This window comes from Chryseobacterium sp. HR92, assembly GCF_045689405.1.
In the GTDB taxonomy this organism is placed as follows: Bacteria; Bacteroidota; Bacteroidia; order Flavobacteriales; family Weeksellaceae; genus Chryseobacterium; species Chryseobacterium viscerum_A.
The window spans coordinates 1,197,460-1,212,260 of the sequence record NZ_CP139139.1; the positions used below are offsets into that span (position 1 = coordinate 1,197,460).

A 14,801-nucleotide genomic window follows, 5' to 3' on the forward strand; every position below is an offset into this window, starting at 1 on the left:
GTTTTATTCTTCATATAGGGAATTGTATGTGTATGTTATTCTATTTTAAGATAAAATAACTCTAATTAATTCAAAAACTTACTTTTTATTTAGAATAATTATAATTAATTTTGCGCTCTAAATATTTTAAGGGTGAAATTATCGTTATTAGCAGGTGCTGTTTTTCTAACAGCAGGCGGATTCTTGTCTGCTCAAAAAGTAGAATTTTATCATAATGGACAACTCAAAAAAGGAGAACTTGTCAATGGTGGTTCGAAAGAGTGTAAAGAGCTTCATAAGAAAGATAGTTTTATGGTTCTTAAAGGAAAATGTCAGATCGTCTTTCTGAATTCCAACAATAGAGAAGAAACTATTATAATAAAAGAGGGAGAGGAATTACAGCTTCAGATCCTGGCATCAAAAAGTTCATCCCGAGAAAAATCAGAAATAAGAATTGAAGGGGTACAACTTACCGCAAAAAAGAAACAGTTTTCAGAAATTTCAATTCAGCAGGAAGCCCTTCAGAATCTTCAGTCTTTCTCTCTCGGAGATGTCTTGCAGCAATTACCAGGTCAATACGTACAACAGTTTGACAATACCCAGTTTAAAAATATTGTATTCAGAACAGCCAGCGGTCCTTCAGTCACCAGTTCCGGAAATATTCCCGGTGGTGATGATTTTGGTAACAGAGCGTTTGGAGTTCAGTTGATGGTCAACGATATTGCCTTATCTAATAACGAAAACATGCAGAGTTATGATTCTGCAAACAGTGGCCCTTTTGGGATAAGCTTTAATGCTGCAACTAATGGCGGAAACTTAACACCAAGCCAACCGAACTATGGAGTTGATTTAAGAGAAATCCCTACAGAGAATATTGAAAGTATTGAAGTGATACAGGGAGTTCCGGACGCTAAATACGGAGACCTGACATCCGGGCTTATTAAAGTAACAACCATTGCCAAAGCATCACCGCTTCGATTGGATGCATCTCTCAGAGAAGGAACTTATCAGGTAGGTCTTACCAAAGGTTTTAAGCTTAAAAACAATAATGCGCTTAATGTATCTGTAGACTATATGAATTCACTTTCTGATCCAAGAACCAGTCTGGTAGGGTATGACAGAACGAATGTTAACTTCCTTTGGTCATCAAGAAACAGTAAAGGATTCAGTAATAAACTTTCAGCATCATTTTCTACCAATACCAGTAAAGGAAAGAAAGATCCGGATGATCTTGACGGAATCATTATTAATGTGGATAATAAGAGCTTTTCATTAGGAAATAATATCAGTTATAATTTTAACAGAAACGGAAATAAACCATTTTTCAGAACGATAAGTGCAGATGTAGGGATCAGCTATTCAACACAGCTTACAGAGCGCAGATATTGGTTGAACCAAGGTGCGCGTCCTTATGGAAACTCAACAACCGATGGTGTTTATTACGCTCCTTATACACCTCCAAGTTATGAGAACCAGGCTTTTTCGGATGGTAAACCTCTTAATATTTTTACAGATTTAAGTGTTAATGGAAGTAAAGTAACAGCATCCAAATGGGTTCACATGTACAGTATCGGAGCCAATTTCAGATATGGAAATAATTTTGGAAAAGGTCGTTACGGAACAGCGGGACAGTTCACAACAATTAATGCTGCAGGACAGGGGGGCAATGGAATGAGAGATTTTAATTACCGTGATAATGTTTTTGGCACCAAACAGTATGCATTTTATATCCAGGATAATATTACGAAAGCTTTCGCCAACAAACATATTTTAAGAACCAATCTGGGACTTCGTTATGATCTGCAGAATTCATATTCTACCTATTCACCAAGGGTTAATACCTCATATCAAATGGGTAAATTTTCTGTGAGAGGAGGTTTTGGACTCACTTCTAAAGCTCCCTCGTTGAATCAAATCTATACAGCCCCAAGGTATTTTGATTTCCTTCTTGGGGATTATCGTCTGCCTGGATATTATTCAGCAGCCATTATGCAGACAGTAGTAACTCCGGGAGATAATGCCAATCTGAAACCATCACGAAGCTGGAAAACAGAAATAGGTGTGGATTATAGGTTCCCTTTTGCAACGGTTAACCTTACCGCTTATTACAACAGATTGTTTGATGGCTTTACTACCATGAGTGTCCATAAAATAATGGATAAAGCCAAAGTTAATGTCAATATATCAGGGACAGATGTGCCTACTTTCGAGATTGTAGGAACTGAAAAATTTAATTATCTCCAGAACAGAATTGTTAATGGATATCAGTCTGTAGATAAAGGACTGGAGCTGATGGCCAGTTTCAAAAAAATAGAAGCCCTTAATCTTGTTATTGGTTTTAATGCCAGTTATGTAGAAACTTCAGGTCACAAAGATGAAGGTCTTTATAAAATCAGCGCACCAGAAATCATGGATAAGGATTACCAATATGGAATTTATAATGATATTAAAAATAAAAAATCCATGGCCAGAGCAAGTTTCAGCTTCGACTATCACCTGCCTTCATCAGGATTAATCATTGGTCTGAGAACGGATCATTTTCTTTCAGACAGATCTTTAACAGGAATGAATGACATTTATCCGATAGGGTATATCAAACATAATGGAGAAATGCAGATGATTCCTGAAAACGACCGTACCAATCCAAAATATCAGGGATTGTTTCTGAAACCTTCAGATGAAAAGCTCTCAGGTTTATATAACAAAACGCTGCATAATGTTCATTTAAGAGTTACAAAGGATTTCTTAAGCGGTTTCAGATTGTCAATATACGTAAGCAATGTTTTCAATTTAAAGGCATATGATGAAAGAGGAAGTGTTTACGGCAACTTTACTTCTACTTCGTTTGGGGGAAATATTTCATATAGATTTTAATAATACTAAAAATAAAAATAATGAAACGATTAATACTATTGTTAATGATTCCTGTTCTGATCTTTTCGGGATGCAACAGAGATGATGATTTTGGAGGAAATAATGAGATTAAGCCCGTTCCGTTCACTGTAAATATTAAATATGATGCTTCCAAATACCCTTCCGTTGCAGACAAAGGGGTTGCAAATGTAACCGTTATCCTGAAAAATGCTGCAACAGAAGATCAGATTATAGGAAAAACAAATGCAGACGGTGACCTTATACTGGATGCCGTTCTACCGGGAACTTACAGCATTCAGGCAGAACTGCAGCTGAAGCAAAGTGAATATGAACAGCAGATTGGAGAAGAAACAAGCTATGAAATTGTACACTTTGGAGGCTTCGATGAAAAAGTAACCGTTAATGCCAATACATCTTCAAAACTGGTCAGAATCACCAGTGGAAACCTTGGGGATCTTGTGATCAAACAATATTATTATGCAGGTTCAGATAACAAGTTAGGAGCCAATTTCAGAGATCAGTTTATTGAGATTCACAACAATTCTGATCAGACTATTTATGCTGACGGTTTATATCTCGTATTTCTGGAAGGTAATATAAATAACAACCCAACCACCTATACTTTATCTAACGGACAGTATGACTGGAGCAAAACTGCCGGCGGCGGGTCTGCTGCAAATACGGACTATGTATATTCCAATATTTTCATTAAAATACCTGGAAGCGGAAGTCAATATCCAATTTTACCCGGGAAAAGTATTGTTATAGCTCAAACAGCCATTAATCATAAAATGCCTTTTGATGATATCAACGGTACAGGTGTAGCGATACAGGAGCCTGACAGAACTGTTGATTTGAGCCATGCAGACTTTGAAACCTATATGGGAGATTATAATACAAGCATTGGTAAGAAACCTTTTGCATGGGATATTCAGAATATTATGGTTCCGGATATGCTGGTATCATACTGGAGTATTGCCTCTAATGACTTAATCCTGAACGTAAATTCTATGCTGGGATTGGGGATTCTGAGAGCAACTGATGCAGAAGTGGCAAGCTGGCAAAAGGTAGCCGCTCCTAAAGCTCCTGCCGGAACCCTGTTTTTACAAATTCCTAAAAACTATATCATTGACGGAATAGATATTACAGATAAAGAGCAGAAAGTTCCTAAAGACTTCCCTGCAGATATAGATGCTTCAAGAACTTTCATTGTCAACACACTTGGACAGGCTGAAGGTACTTTTTCCGGACTTTCTGTAATCCGTAAAACAAAGGAAATTATCAATGGACGTGTGGTACTGCAGGATACAAATAATTCTGCCAATGATTTTGTAACGATTAAAGCAAACCCTCGAGGATATGCACAATAATAAGACAATTAAAGTTTTTCAATACGGTATATTAGGATTGGCCGCATTAGGCAGTCAGTTCTTTCATGCACAGGCAACTCAGTTAGACAGTATTAATATAAGTTCTGTAGAAAAGAATATCAGGATTAATGATCCTTATATTGCATTTTTTCAGCCTTTGGATTTTTCGCGTACAACCTTTCAGTATTCTTCTACAAAACAAAATTTTAAGAGAGTACAGACCGCGGGAGAAACAGGAAGCTTTAGTTTTCAGTCAGAAGGAGTTTATCAACTTAATGATAAAATTGCATTATCAGGAAGGCTTAAAGCAGACAAAACTACTGAAGAAGATGTTCCTTATATCCTAAGTGACGAGAGAACTGCCAATTCTTCTTTTATTTATAACCCTTCTTATTATTGGGTTTCCCGCTCGGCAAGATGGCAGAAACAAAGCTATTTTATCAACGGGCAGTTTGCTTATAATCCTGTAAAACCAGTGATCCTTCAAGTAGGAGGAGAAGGAGCTTATGCTAAATCTTACCGCCAGAACGCAGACCCAAGACCTAAAGTAGACGATTATAAATATAAAGCATTTGCAAAATTAGGGTTAAAATGGAAGCAGCATGCCATTTTCGGAAAGCTGAGCTACGTACACCATTATAAGGGAAACGATATCATGTTTGTGAATATGAAAGGAAATGTACCTGCGAACGACAGCATTTATATCCGCTATAATGAAGGTTATGGTAATCAGTATATCGGAAATACCCAGTACAAAACTTCCGAATATAAAATGGGAGGTTATATCTGGGGTGGGGAATATGCTTTTAACAGTGCGGATACCCATTTCTCTGCCGGATATGATTATAAAAACCTGATTGAACGTTTCTACAGAGTTTTCGAATATCAGGATGCTAGCTTTAACTGGCATAAAGACTATACAAAATATTCCGGCCTGAAAACAGATCTGCACAGTTTCTACCTTAATTTTTTAGGAAATTATAATGGAAAAAAATGGGCTTCCATGATGACGTATCAGGATCAGCTGGATACCAATTACAACTATCCTCTGGAGTACACATCGTACCGTCTGGAACAGAAAAATCTTTTCTGGCAGAATAGTGTAGTTTGGTTTAATCATAAAAATGAAGCATTCAAAGTCCTTTTTGATGCAGCATATGGGAAAAATCATGTAAAAGATTTATCAGTAGTAATGGACAGAAAACTTTCCTTTTTCAATTACCGTCTGGGAGCAGAAAAGGAATTTGTTTTAAAACCTTCCCATAAATTAGCTGTTGGTCTTTCTCAAAATCTGTATGTTCCATTGGAAAAAGAATTCAATTATCAGCCTTATCAAAGCACAAAAGAGAATATCTTTGCAACTAAAATCGCTCAGCCGGACTTTGCTTATGATGCAACGCCTAAGATTGGTCTTAATTTTAACGCAAGTTATATTTTCGATCAGAATAAAATCAGGTATGAGCTGTTTGGAAGTTTTTCACAAACCTGGCTGATGAACAGTACGTATAAAAATCAAGTGAACTACAATGGCAAAGCTAACCATGTTGCCTTAGTAGGATTGAATGTTTATTATTAAAAAATAAATGAAAGACAGATATCTCGCTTTTCTGGCCATTGCCGGAATAGTATGTTTATTAAGTTATACTTCAAATGACCCTACGGGATATACCGCGGAAGAGCTTCGTATTTTATACAGCAGCGGGGATCAGAATAAATGGCCGGCTGCTCACTTATTTGACGAAGCGAAAGAAGGTTTTCAGGATATAGGACCTTTACCTAAAATGAATTTTCCTGATGACAATCCCTATTCCGAAGATAAAATGGAGCTGGGGAAAATGTTATTTTTTGATCCGAGACTTTCCAAAAGCGGACAGATCTCCTGTGCCAACTGTCATAATCCTGAAATTGGCTGGTCAGACGGGAGTAGAGTGTCCTTTGGCCATGACAGGCAGACGGGAACCAGAAATGCTCCGACTTTAGTGAACATTGGTTATGCAAAAACGTTTTTCTGGGATGGCCGTTCAGCGACTTTGGAAGAGCAGGTGAAAGCCCCTATCGAAAATCCGGTAGAAATGAATCTTCATATGTCAATGGCCACAAAGAATATCAGAAAGATTAAAGGCTATAAAACTTTCTTTGTAAAAGCCTTCGGGAATGGGGAAGTAACGGAAGAGAAAATTGCAAAAGCTGTTGCAACATTTGAACGCTCTCTGATAAGCCCGCCATCGAAATTTGATAAATTCGTTACCGGAAAAAAGGATGCTTTAACGGATTCTGAAATCAACGGACTTCACTTATTCCGTACCAAAGCGAACTGCATCAATTGTCACAACACCCCTTATTTTTCTGATCAGAAGTTCCACAATCTGGGACTGACCTACTACGGAAAGAAATATGAAGACCTGGGAAGATATATTGTTACCAAAAAGAATGAAGATGTAGGAAAGTTCAAAACACCTACGCTGAGAGAAGTTTCTGAGAATAAACCTTACATGCATAACGGACTTTTCCCTGAATTGGCCAACATCGTTATGATGTACAACGCAGGAATGGGCAGAGAAACTCCAAAAGGAGATCAGATCAATGATCCTAAGTTTCCCCACAAATCAGGAATGATAGAAAAACTAAACCTTACGGACGACGAAGTTTTTGATATCGTTGCATTTTTAAAAACCCTGAATAGCTACAAATACAAAATGCGTCCACCGGAATTACCAAAATCATAACAATTATAGTAAAAACTCTTCCAGCCGGAAGAGTTTTTTTATCTATAGGGTATTAATTATTTCATTTTTGCTTTGTTTCAAATGTAAATTATACGATGAACTATTTACCCAAAACTGTCTTTAATTCGAGTTTATATATTTGGTTAATGCTATGTTATGAAAATTGATTGATGAGCTATAAGAAGTAGTTTTAATTTGTATATTTGATTTTTATTTAGAATAAATAAAAATATTATTTAAAAAAACAATAATGAATACAATTTTATCCATCTAATCCACCATTTTCACTAAAAAACTATGGAACAACAAAACAAAAGAATCCTCACGCTGGATTTAATAAAAGGTATAAGTGTTATCGGAATGATTATCATACATACTTTGCTGGTGTATGCCAATGTAAAATCACAATATGAAACAGCAATCGGCAGTTTTATCGTTTTTCTGGGCAGAGGAACCTCAATATTTTTAATCTGTATGGGAATTACTTTCATGACTTCCAGTCATCAAAGTCTTAAAAGTGCATTGAAACGAGGTGTTTTACTTGTATTTGCAGGTTTGTTCATGAATTTTATGAAGTTTATGATTCCTGTTATTTTTAATTTTGCTCCCGATAATTTTATCCAAAAATATGGATGGCATGCGTCTATAGAACAGCAGTATGTCTATCTGGTACAGCTAGGTGATATTTTACAGCTGGCGGGAATGTCTTTGCTGTTTGTAGGGTTTATCAGAGAGTATGTGAAAAATAAATATATCATGCTGGCAATAGGTTTATTCGTTGCATTGATATCCAGAGAAGTTAGCGGAATTAATCTTGATTATCCGGTAATCAATTACATTCTGGATCTTCTTTTCAATACTGATTATCCGGCATATGTCTATTTTCCTGTTTTTCCATGGATGGCTTTTATTATTATCGGGATGTTTTTTGGTAAATGGTTTCAGGAACTGAACTACAATACCAAACAAATATTCAGAAATATGCTGTATGTTGGATTGTTATTTATTGCCATAGGAGCACCGCTGGTTTTTCTGTATGGTGATTATAATTACAATGGTTTTTACCACATGGGACCTGGAGGAGTTATTTATTTTGCAGGCTGGACGTTACTGTTTTTATGGCTGATCAATACAATTACTGCTAACGTTAAAGAAAATGGTTTTATGCGTGTTCTAAAATATTGCAGTAAAAATTTAACCTCAATGTACATGATCCAATGGATACTGATCTCATGGGGAAAAGGTATTTTCGGATACAGACAGCATGAAATTGGTTATGTGTCAGCCCTGATTGTATTGTATATCATTCTCACTTTTTCAGTGCAGACTTTGGTAGATCTTATAAGAAAGAAAAAAACATTGATTGTTTTCAGGCCCATATCACCGGATAAAACAGCTTTGAAATAGTTCCAATTTTATCTTTTAAAAAATATAAAAAGCCACAGTAAAAAGGCTTACTGTGGTTTTGTTTTGTAATCGTGTTAAAGAATTTCTACTTCCTCAGGCACTACAAAAAGAATGGCACAGCCCTTTTCAGATTTTACAGAATGTTTGAAATTGGGTGGAGTGTACAAATAATCTCCTTTTTCAAGTTCAGCTCCTGCAATAACAGCATTTCCTTCCATGATAAACAGTTCTTCACCTGCAGGATGATTGTGATAAGGGTAGCTGGCTCCCGGCTCAAATTTTAAAAGAATGCTGGTTGAGCGGTTTTTCTCCGGATCAAATTTTAAAGATTTTACAAAAATACCTTCGTAATGAATCCCTTTTTCAATTAAAGGCTGCCATTCTTTCTGTTCTGTTTTTACGATGTAATCGTGGATGTTGGTGTTCATGATATATATATTTAAATTGTTATTGATGTAAAAATTGGTCTACACTCCATGGGTAGCGGGGAAAGGTACTCAGGAGAAAAGCTCCGGCACTGAATGCGAAGACAGAATAATCCAAAGGTTCTTTTATACCAAAAGAAATACTCATGGCAACTGCAAAAAATAAAGTAAGGGCAGAGGCGCACCGTGCTGTTCCTTTTATCTGATATCCTGCCAGAAGCAGTATACCAACTGATAATTCAGCAGCAGTAGACAATACGGCAATAACGGAAGCCCATGACTGTGGTAAAAATGAATTGGTTTCAGCAGTATAATCAACAAATTTTTTCCATCCCGAAGATCGAGCTCCCCAAAGATTCAGCCTGCTTGCTACAGCAGATAAAAATCCGAATGCCAGAGCTATCCTTAATAAAAAAACGGCAATGTCCTGTTGAGTTTTCATACTTATAATTTTTAGGTCTTAATTACAGGTACAAAGTTCAGGGAAAACCATTGTCTAAAGAATAGACGATTCCGGAAAAAGCATATAATATTTAGAAGGGAGAAGGGAGAAGGGAGAAGGTAAGCTGGAGGCTGGAAGTTAATATGAAGCTGCTGATTTCTTCTTTCAGATTTCCTTTACCGCCTTCTGATAATCTTTAGGAGAACGAGAAGTATGTTTTTTAAAGAAATTTGAAAAATAGAAAGGATCATTAAAACCAAGCAGGTAAGCAATTTCTTTCACTGTTAGTTTTTCATAGAGCAAAAGTCTCTTTGCTTCAGAAATAATGAGGCTGTAGATCACATTCTGAGCGGTTTTGCTGGTGTGGAGTTTTGAAACCTCATTCAGTTTAGCTTCAGTGGTTCTAAGGATATCAGCAAAATGGGAGATCTGATAATTATTTTTGAAATTGTTTCTGACACTTTCCAGGAACTTTAAGAATAAGGCATCCGGTTTCCAGATTTCATCACCGTTGGCAATTTTACTGCGGTTGATTTCTACCAACAATAATTCAACCAGGGAATGCGTTGAGATCAGATATTGATATGGCTGTTCCTGGATTTCTTTTTCAATGGTGTTTAAGGTTTCAGTGAAAAATACAGGATTTTGTACAGTAATCATTTCATTCATTCCAAAATGACAAAAAAGCCCATTGTGAAAAATAAGTTCAATATCACTGTCACTTTTAGAGAAGAAGTCCAGGGTAAATTCTAATACGGTAAGTTCTCCTTCCACTGATTTTAACTGATGAAACTGTCCTGAGGTAATGGTTATCGTCTGTCCTGTTTTCAGGATGAAAATATTTTCGTCAATCAGGATTTCAGCACTACCATGATGACACCAGAATAATGTGTATCTGATGACCCGTCTGGGTTCAGAATGTCCTGCCTGATGAGAATATTTTTTTATTTCGATCATTTTATGAGCCTGTTAAAAGTTAAAATATTGAGTTGAACCAGATAAATTTTAGTGATAATCTATGCTTAGTTTTATTTTTTATTATTAATTTTCTCTAGCTGCTTTTTTACTGTCGTGACATCTTCTTCCGTAAGTTTATCATAGCCCAGCTCTTTGATCTGTGATAATTGTGTTTTTACTATTTCATCTTGTTTATCTTTGTTTTTTAACAACTGATCTCGAAATGAAATATAATGTGGAGCTGCGTATACTTCACTTTTCAAAAACTCAGCAATATTTTTACGGTCTATGGTACAGCCTAAAACATACTCCATTATTAAAGGGTTCCTGGAATAAAATGTATAAACGTCTAAAAATCTTTTATCTTTTCTTTTAAACAATTCTTTCCCTGAATATAATTTTAATGCATTGCTCCCATTCATCGCAAAATAATAGAGCTCGTCATTACTCGCTATTTTGGCAACTTTTTTAAATTGATTATAAATTTTACTTTCTTCTCCTCCGGCTCCAATATGAGAGGACTCAGCATAAGAAATATGGTCTAAGGGTTGTGCCATCTTTTTTACTGATTCAGAAACCTGAGCATTATATCCTATAAAACTTAAAGTAAGAAGAAAACCGTAAAAATATTTATATCTCATTTTTTATAATAATATTTAAAGTTAAATAAAATAATTGAACGATTAAATGCCTAAATTCGTGTAGGTTTTAAATAAAAATTCAGAATGAAATACACTAAAATTATTATCGTTGTTACTCTGTTTCTATTTCAGTTGGGAGCAGCACAGGAAAAAGCGGATGTTGTATTAAATACAGCTTTCAAAGAAGCTAAAGCAGGCAAGAAAAATGTTTTACTGGTATTCCATGCTTCATGGTGCAAATGGTGCAAGATGATGGAAAAAAATATGGATCTTCCCGAAACCAAACCTATTTTTGATCAAAGATTTGTGACTGCTTATGTAGATGTTCAGGAAAGAGGGGAAAAGAAAAGTCTTGAAAATCCTGGCGGACAGGAATTGATGAATAAATATAAAGGTGAAAATGCAGGACTTCCTTTCTGGCTGATTCTAAATCCAAAGGGAGAAGTTTTAGCTGATTCATTTGATGCCAAAGGAGAAAATCTTGGCTCACCGGCAACTCCGGAAGAAGTAACAGCTTTCATTGCCAAGTTAGGAAAGGCCTCAAAACTGAATAATGAAGAATCTCAGACAATAGAGAAAGTATTTGTAAAGAAATAAAAACTCTTCTATTTATCATAAAAAATAAATCCCCGGAAACATAAGCTCCGGGGATTTATTTTGAATCATTACCAGTGACTATAATTCCTGATAAGAATATTCAATATTAGTCCATAAAACCTGATCCCCTGATTTTATCATTTCAGAAGGAGTGGTAAAAATATTTCCGAAAATATTTTCGTATTGGGTCGTTCCAAAATGAGCACTTTTAGTAATTAATAGCGCGTCATGGTCATTACGGGGTACTTTTTTAATGTATCTGTAAGTTCTTTTTAAAGTGAATAAGGAATTATTTTTTTTGAAATCACCAATGTAAGCTGGCTTATTATTGTTATTCTCTTTGATCAGTACAGAGTCATTTACGATTGTAAAGCTATAAGTAAAATCCGTAGATGAGGTCTTTGAAATCAATCTGATCGTCTTGTTTTTCAGATCAAGGGTTATTTTTTTCCAGGCAGGTTCCTGGTATAGGCTCCAGTATTGGCTTAGATACGATTCATCAGGATTAGATTTGTTTCCAAATGAACCTGTGTAAAGCGTAGTTCCTTTTACCGCATAGCTTTTGAATTCAAACTGATAAATTTCTTTGTCAATCGGTTTCGGATCGTCAATCATGTTATCATTATTTCCACATGAGATCAGCGGGAGGGATATCATTGCAGCATAAAAAAGGTACTTCATCGTTATTTTTTTTGCAAAAATAGAGGTTTTACACGTATTGATGTAATAGATGAGGGTGTGATTTGTCAGTAATAGAAGGAAAAATCAAAAGGACAAATAAGTGAATTGTCCTTTTGATTTTTGTTTTACTGTTATTTTCCAAAATACATCATATCCTGCTTCTGCTGTTCATTATAAATGATCTGGAAGCTTACAGGCATATATTGATAAAGGAGTTTCCAATGTTGAATCTTTGCGTGTTTTTTGAAACTTTCGAAAGATCTTACAAACAGATTTTCAATCATGGTTCTTACATAAGAATCCCCGTTTCTATAGATTGAGTCCATCAGTTTAAGGTGATGGGCAATAATACTGATTTTAGATTCCTGCAAAAGATTCTTCAGATAATTCACGGTAGCCTGCATGATCCCGGCAAAATTGTCCTGAACAGACAACTGTGTGATTTCATTGCGAAGTGGCGGATAGAAAAATTTTAAGTATTCAACAGCTATTTTTTGATTAATAGTTTGCATTTGTACTTTCATCATAATTAAGAATTTTTCAAACACTTTTTATTGCAGCGAAATGTATACCAAAATTTAAAGGCAGGCCGCAAAAATAAATACACTTACTATGACAGCGATGTGAGTGAGTAATATCTCTGTATTATGTCTGTTAGTCGTGGTTTTCCAGGTTTTCCAGTCTGAAATTCTTCTTATTTTATTTTTCATAATCTATTGATTGTGAGTTATTTTTAATTTTGTTTAATTTAAACACTTTGTAATGAAAGGGATAAAAAATGTAATAAAACCTTTATATACCGTGACTGTAAATTTGTCTTGAATATACCTTCTGAAGGTTGGCAGAAATGTGACTAAAAATCACTTTTCTGTATTCTTCACTGCAGAAAGCAGTACAATTGTCCAGAGAATAAATAAAAGTAGTCTCAATAGCATTTTTTAATATAGTATCTCCGTCAGTATAAATTTTGTCCATTTTCTGTAAACTTCTGAACAGCAGATTTCTGTCATTCTGGCGGATCATATTTTTAATGCGCTCCGTGAAAGTGCGGATGATGCTGTATGAGTTTTGAATTTTGATTTCTTTTACTTCTTTTTCAAAATCGGGAACCACATCAGTGATTTCCTTTACGGCTTGTAGATAGTTCATAATATTATATTTTAATGGTGATTTTGTTCCAGCATTCTGATGATGGCGCCAAAGATGAAAATGGTTAAAAAAGCCAAAAAGAGCAGGTGATAAGGCTTCAGCCATTTGGGAGTCTCAGGCCCTCTGCTTTTTAATCTTCTCAGCTTGTCTATTCTGTTTAAGGTTTTTAAGTCCATTTTTCTATGTTTTCAAATGATGATGCCAATGGTATTCCGTTGAAAATAAATTTGATTTAAATCACTGATAAATAATGTTTTGTGATTTTTTAGCTTGGTTTTTGAGACAAAAAAGCATGTCAAAATGATAAGGGTTTTATCAATTTGGAAATGAGAGAAAAAAATTTATGTTACCTGCTACCACAAATGAACGACTGAGAATTCCCCTCCCTTGGAGGGGTGGCGAAAATTCAAAGAATTTTTGACGGGGTGGTAAAACTTTGCTTTAATAAAATCTATCGCATGTCATGACATTTTTTAAGTTTCGCAGAAAGAATAAGAATGAATATCTTTGCAGTCCAAATATTCAGAAAAATGTTTTCAAAAATAATAGTACACAGAGTCGGAAATAAGATCAATGGTGATTCCCTGACGCTTTCTCAGGAAGAATTGAAGCTGGAAGAAGGAATGGCAGAAATGCTTAAAGATTACTTTTTAGGTTCCTTCAAGTCAGAAGAAACGTTCCATTTTTATAGCGATACTTACCTGGTGAATAATCCGGTTTACAGTGCCGTATCAGAAATTTTTGATGATAAAGCTAAGTTCATCTGGGAATCTGAGAATATTGCAAAACATCTTTTTGAGGCTGCAGAGAACCCAAGAGTTCAGAGCGGAGAACTTTTTATTGTTCTTTTTGAAGACGAAAGTGACCGTCCTGACAAAGTAGACAAAATCGGGATTTTTAAAACAGAGAAGAGAGAATCTTTCCTGAAAATCAATCCTTCCGAAGAAACATTTGATATTGAAAAAGATCAGGGAATTGGATTATCTAAAATTGATAAAGCCGCTTTGATCTACAACAACAATAAAGAAACAGGATATGTACTTTCTGTGGTTGACAACAACAAAAACGGAGATATGTACTACTGGTTTGAAGATTTCCTGAAAGTAAAACAGCGTGATGACGAATATTTCCACACGCAGGAAGCTTTGATGGTCTATAAAGATTATATCACCAAACAGCTCCCTCAGGAATTTGAAGTTTCCAAAGCAGACCAGGCAGATTTCCTTAATAAGTCTATCAATTTCTTCAAAGAAAAAGAAGAGTTTAAGCTGGATGAGTTTGCCAGTGAAGTATTGGGTGACGAGCATGTGATTGAAAGTTTCGTGAACTTTAAAACAGATTACGAACAGGATATGCAGGTGAATATTGCCGAAGAATTCCCAATCAGTGAAGCGGCGGTAAAAAAGACTCAGAGACATTTTAAAAGTATCATTAAACTGGATAAAAACTTCCATATCTACATCCACGGAGACAGACAAAAAATCGAAATGGGTGAAGATGATAAAGGAAAATATTACAGACTTTATTTCGAGAAAGAGGTGTAAAAAGATCTC

The 14,801-nt window shown here is 35.4% G+C and carries 16 protein-coding genes; 7 read left to right on the plus strand and 9 right to left on the minus strand.

Annotation, left to right across the window (positions count from 1 at the left end):
- The first annotated feature begins 132 nt into the window (after nucleotides 1-132).
- From SFA27_RS05400 to SFA27_RS05420, 5 genes are all read left to right on the plus strand, one after another.
- Complete coding sequence (locus SFA27_RS05400) at nucleotides 133-2,853, plus strand: TonB-dependent receptor plug domain-containing protein (RefSeq protein WP_407296865.1); 2,721 nt, start codon at nucleotides 133-135, stop codon at nucleotides 2,851-2,853.
- A 20-nt stretch (nucleotides 2,854-2,873) separates the two neighbouring features.
- The gene (locus SFA27_RS05405) at nucleotides 2,874-4,223 is read left to right on the plus strand and encodes a DUF4876 domain-containing protein (RefSeq protein WP_407296867.1); all 1,350 of its coding nucleotides are present in this window, start codon (nucleotides 2,874-2,876) and stop codon (nucleotides 4,221-4,223) included.
- Nucleotides 4,213-5,799 carry a DUF6850 family outer membrane beta-barrel protein gene (locus SFA27_RS05410; protein ID WP_407296869.1) on the plus strand — a complete coding sequence of 529 codons (1,587 nt, stop codon included), beginning with the start codon at nucleotides 4,213-4,215 and terminating at the stop codon, nucleotides 5,797-5,799. Before SFA27_RS05405 ends, SFA27_RS05410 begins: the two co-directional genes overlap by 11 nt.
- A gap of 7 nt (nucleotides 5,800-5,806) precedes the next feature.
- On the plus strand, nucleotides 5,807-6,949 hold the full coding sequence (locus SFA27_RS05415; protein WP_407296871.1) for a cytochrome-c peroxidase: 1,143 nt from the start codon (nucleotides 5,807-5,809) through the stop codon (nucleotides 6,947-6,949).
- Nucleotides 6,950-7,246: 297 nt separating this feature from the next.
- Nucleotides 7,247-8,356 carry a heparan-alpha-glucosaminide N-acetyltransferase domain-containing protein gene (locus SFA27_RS05420; protein WP_407296873.1) on the plus strand — a complete coding sequence of 370 codons (1,110 nt, stop codon included), beginning with the start codon at nucleotides 7,247-7,249 and terminating at the stop codon, nucleotides 8,354-8,356.
- 74 nt (nucleotides 8,357-8,430) lie between these two features.
- Here SFA27_RS05420 and SFA27_RS05425 read toward each other — a convergent pair whose 3' ends face one another.
- From SFA27_RS05425 to SFA27_RS05440, 4 genes are all read right to left on the minus strand, one after another.
- Complete coding sequence (locus tag SFA27_RS05425; protein WP_407296874.1) at nucleotides 8,431-8,784, minus strand: cupin domain-containing protein; 354 nt, start codon at nucleotides 8,782-8,784, stop codon at nucleotides 8,431-8,433.
- A gap of 19 nt (nucleotides 8,785-8,803) precedes the next feature.
- Nucleotides 8,804-9,223, minus strand: coding sequence for a DoxX protein (locus tag SFA27_RS05430; protein WP_407296876.1), 420 nt, complete (start codon nucleotides 9,221-9,223; stop codon nucleotides 8,804-8,806).
- Between the two features lie 165 nt (nucleotides 9,224-9,388).
- The gene (locus tag SFA27_RS05435) at nucleotides 9,389-10,180 is read right to left on the minus strand and encodes a helix-turn-helix domain-containing protein (RefSeq protein ID WP_047378687.1); all 792 of its coding nucleotides are present in this window, start codon (nucleotides 10,178-10,180) and stop codon (nucleotides 9,389-9,391) included.
- Nucleotides 10,181-10,251: 71 nt separating this feature from the next.
- Nucleotides 10,252-10,821, minus strand: coding sequence for a hypothetical protein (locus SFA27_RS05440; RefSeq protein ID WP_047378686.1), 570 nt, complete (start codon nucleotides 10,819-10,821; stop codon nucleotides 10,252-10,254).
- Nucleotides 10,822-10,905: 84 nt separating this feature from the next.
- On the opposite strand from SFA27_RS05440, the gene SFA27_RS05445 reads away from it, so the two are divergent.
- The gene (locus SFA27_RS05445; protein ID WP_047378685.1) at nucleotides 10,906-11,418 is read left to right on the plus strand and encodes a thioredoxin family protein; all 513 of its coding nucleotides are present in this window, start codon (nucleotides 10,906-10,908) and stop codon (nucleotides 11,416-11,418) included.
- A 78-nt stretch (nucleotides 11,419-11,496) separates the two neighbouring features.
- Here SFA27_RS05445 and SFA27_RS05450 read toward each other — a convergent pair whose 3' ends face one another.
- The 5 genes from SFA27_RS05450 to SFA27_RS05470 form a co-directional block, all read right to left on the minus strand.
- Nucleotides 11,497-12,099: a hypothetical protein gene (locus tag SFA27_RS05450; RefSeq protein ID WP_407296879.1), complete on the minus strand. Its 603-nt coding sequence runs from the start codon at nucleotides 12,097-12,099 to the stop codon at nucleotides 11,497-11,499.
- Between the two features lie 131 nt (nucleotides 12,100-12,230).
- Nucleotides 12,231-12,626 carry a hypothetical protein gene (locus SFA27_RS05455; protein ID WP_047378683.1) on the minus strand — a complete coding sequence of 132 codons (396 nt, stop codon included), beginning with the start codon at nucleotides 12,624-12,626 and terminating at the stop codon, nucleotides 12,231-12,233.
- Nucleotides 12,627-12,677: 51 nt separating this feature from the next.
- Nucleotides 12,678-12,809 carry a hypothetical protein gene (locus SFA27_RS05460; protein ID WP_262712104.1) on the minus strand — a complete coding sequence of 44 codons (132 nt, stop codon included), beginning with the start codon at nucleotides 12,807-12,809 and terminating at the stop codon, nucleotides 12,678-12,680.
- A gap of 82 nt (nucleotides 12,810-12,891) precedes the next feature.
- Entirely contained in the window at nucleotides 12,892-13,248 is a 357-nt protein-coding gene (locus SFA27_RS05465; protein WP_047387108.1) for a hypothetical protein, read from the minus strand.
- Nucleotides 13,249-13,259: 11 nt separating this feature from the next.
- Nucleotides 13,260-13,424 carry a hypothetical protein gene (locus SFA27_RS05470; protein WP_255816393.1) on the minus strand — a complete coding sequence of 55 codons (165 nt, stop codon included), beginning with the start codon at nucleotides 13,422-13,424 and terminating at the stop codon, nucleotides 13,260-13,262.
- Nucleotides 13,425-13,778: 354 nt separating this feature from the next.
- Here SFA27_RS05470 and SFA27_RS05475 point away from each other — a divergent pair, with 354 nt between their 5' ends.
- Nucleotides 13,779-14,792: a nucleoid-associated protein gene (locus SFA27_RS05475; RefSeq protein ID WP_407296882.1), complete on the plus strand. Its 1,014-nt coding sequence runs from the start codon at nucleotides 13,779-13,781 to the stop codon at nucleotides 14,790-14,792.
- The last annotated feature ends 9 nt before the right edge of the window (nucleotides 14,793-14,801 follow it).

Excerpts from the sequence above, each read along its gene's own strand:
- SFA27_RS05405 (WP_407296867.1), top strand. The coding sequence starts at position 2,874 with ATGAAACGATTAATACTATTGTTAATGATTCCTGTTCTGATCTTTTCG.
- SFA27_RS05410 (WP_407296869.1), top strand. The coding sequence starts at position 4,213 with ATGCACAATAATAAGACAATTAAAGTTTTTCAATACGGTATATTAGGA.
- SFA27_RS05415 (WP_407296871.1), top strand. The coding sequence starts at position 5,807 with ATGAAAGACAGATATCTCGCTTTTCTGGCCATTGCCGGAATAGTATGT.
- SFA27_RS05420 (WP_407296873.1), top strand. The coding sequence starts at position 7,247 with ATGGAACAACAAAACAAAAGAATCCTCACGCTGGATTTAATAAAAGGT.
- SFA27_RS05425 (WP_407296874.1), bottom strand. The coding sequence starts at position 8,784 with ATGAACACCAACATCCACGATTACATCGTAAAAACAGAACAGAAAGAA.
- SFA27_RS05430 (WP_407296876.1), bottom strand. The coding sequence starts at position 9,223 with ATGAAAACTCAACAGGACATTGCCGTTTTTTTATTAAGGATAGCTCTG.
- SFA27_RS05435 (WP_047378687.1), bottom strand. The coding sequence starts at position 10,180 with ATGATCGAAATAAAAAAATATTCTCATCAGGCAGGACATTCTGAACCC.
- SFA27_RS05440 (WP_047378686.1), bottom strand. The coding sequence starts at position 10,821 with ATGAGATATAAATATTTTTACGGTTTTCTTCTTACTTTAAGTTTTATA.
- SFA27_RS05445 (WP_047378685.1), top strand. The coding sequence starts at position 10,906 with ATGAAATACACTAAAATTATTATCGTTGTTACTCTGTTTCTATTTCAG.
- SFA27_RS05450 (WP_407296879.1), bottom strand. The coding sequence starts at position 12,099 with ATGAAGTACCTTTTTTATGCTGCAATGATATCCCTCCCGCTGATCTCA.
- SFA27_RS05455 (WP_047378683.1), bottom strand. The coding sequence starts at position 12,626 with ATGATGAAAGTACAAATGCAAACTATTAATCAAAAAATAGCTGTTGAA.
- SFA27_RS05460 (WP_262712104.1), bottom strand. The coding sequence starts at position 12,809 with ATGAAAAATAAAATAAGAAGAATTTCAGACTGGAAAACCTGGAAAACC.
- SFA27_RS05465 (WP_047387108.1), bottom strand. The coding sequence starts at position 13,248 with ATGAACTATCTACAAGCCGTAAAGGAAATCACTGATGTGGTTCCCGAT.
- SFA27_RS05470 (WP_255816393.1), bottom strand. The coding sequence starts at position 13,424 with ATGGACTTAAAAACCTTAAACAGAATAGACAAGCTGAGAAGATTAAAA.
- SFA27_RS05475 (WP_407296882.1), top strand. The coding sequence starts at position 13,779 with ATGTTTTCAAAAATAATAGTACACAGAGTCGGAAATAAGATCAATGGT.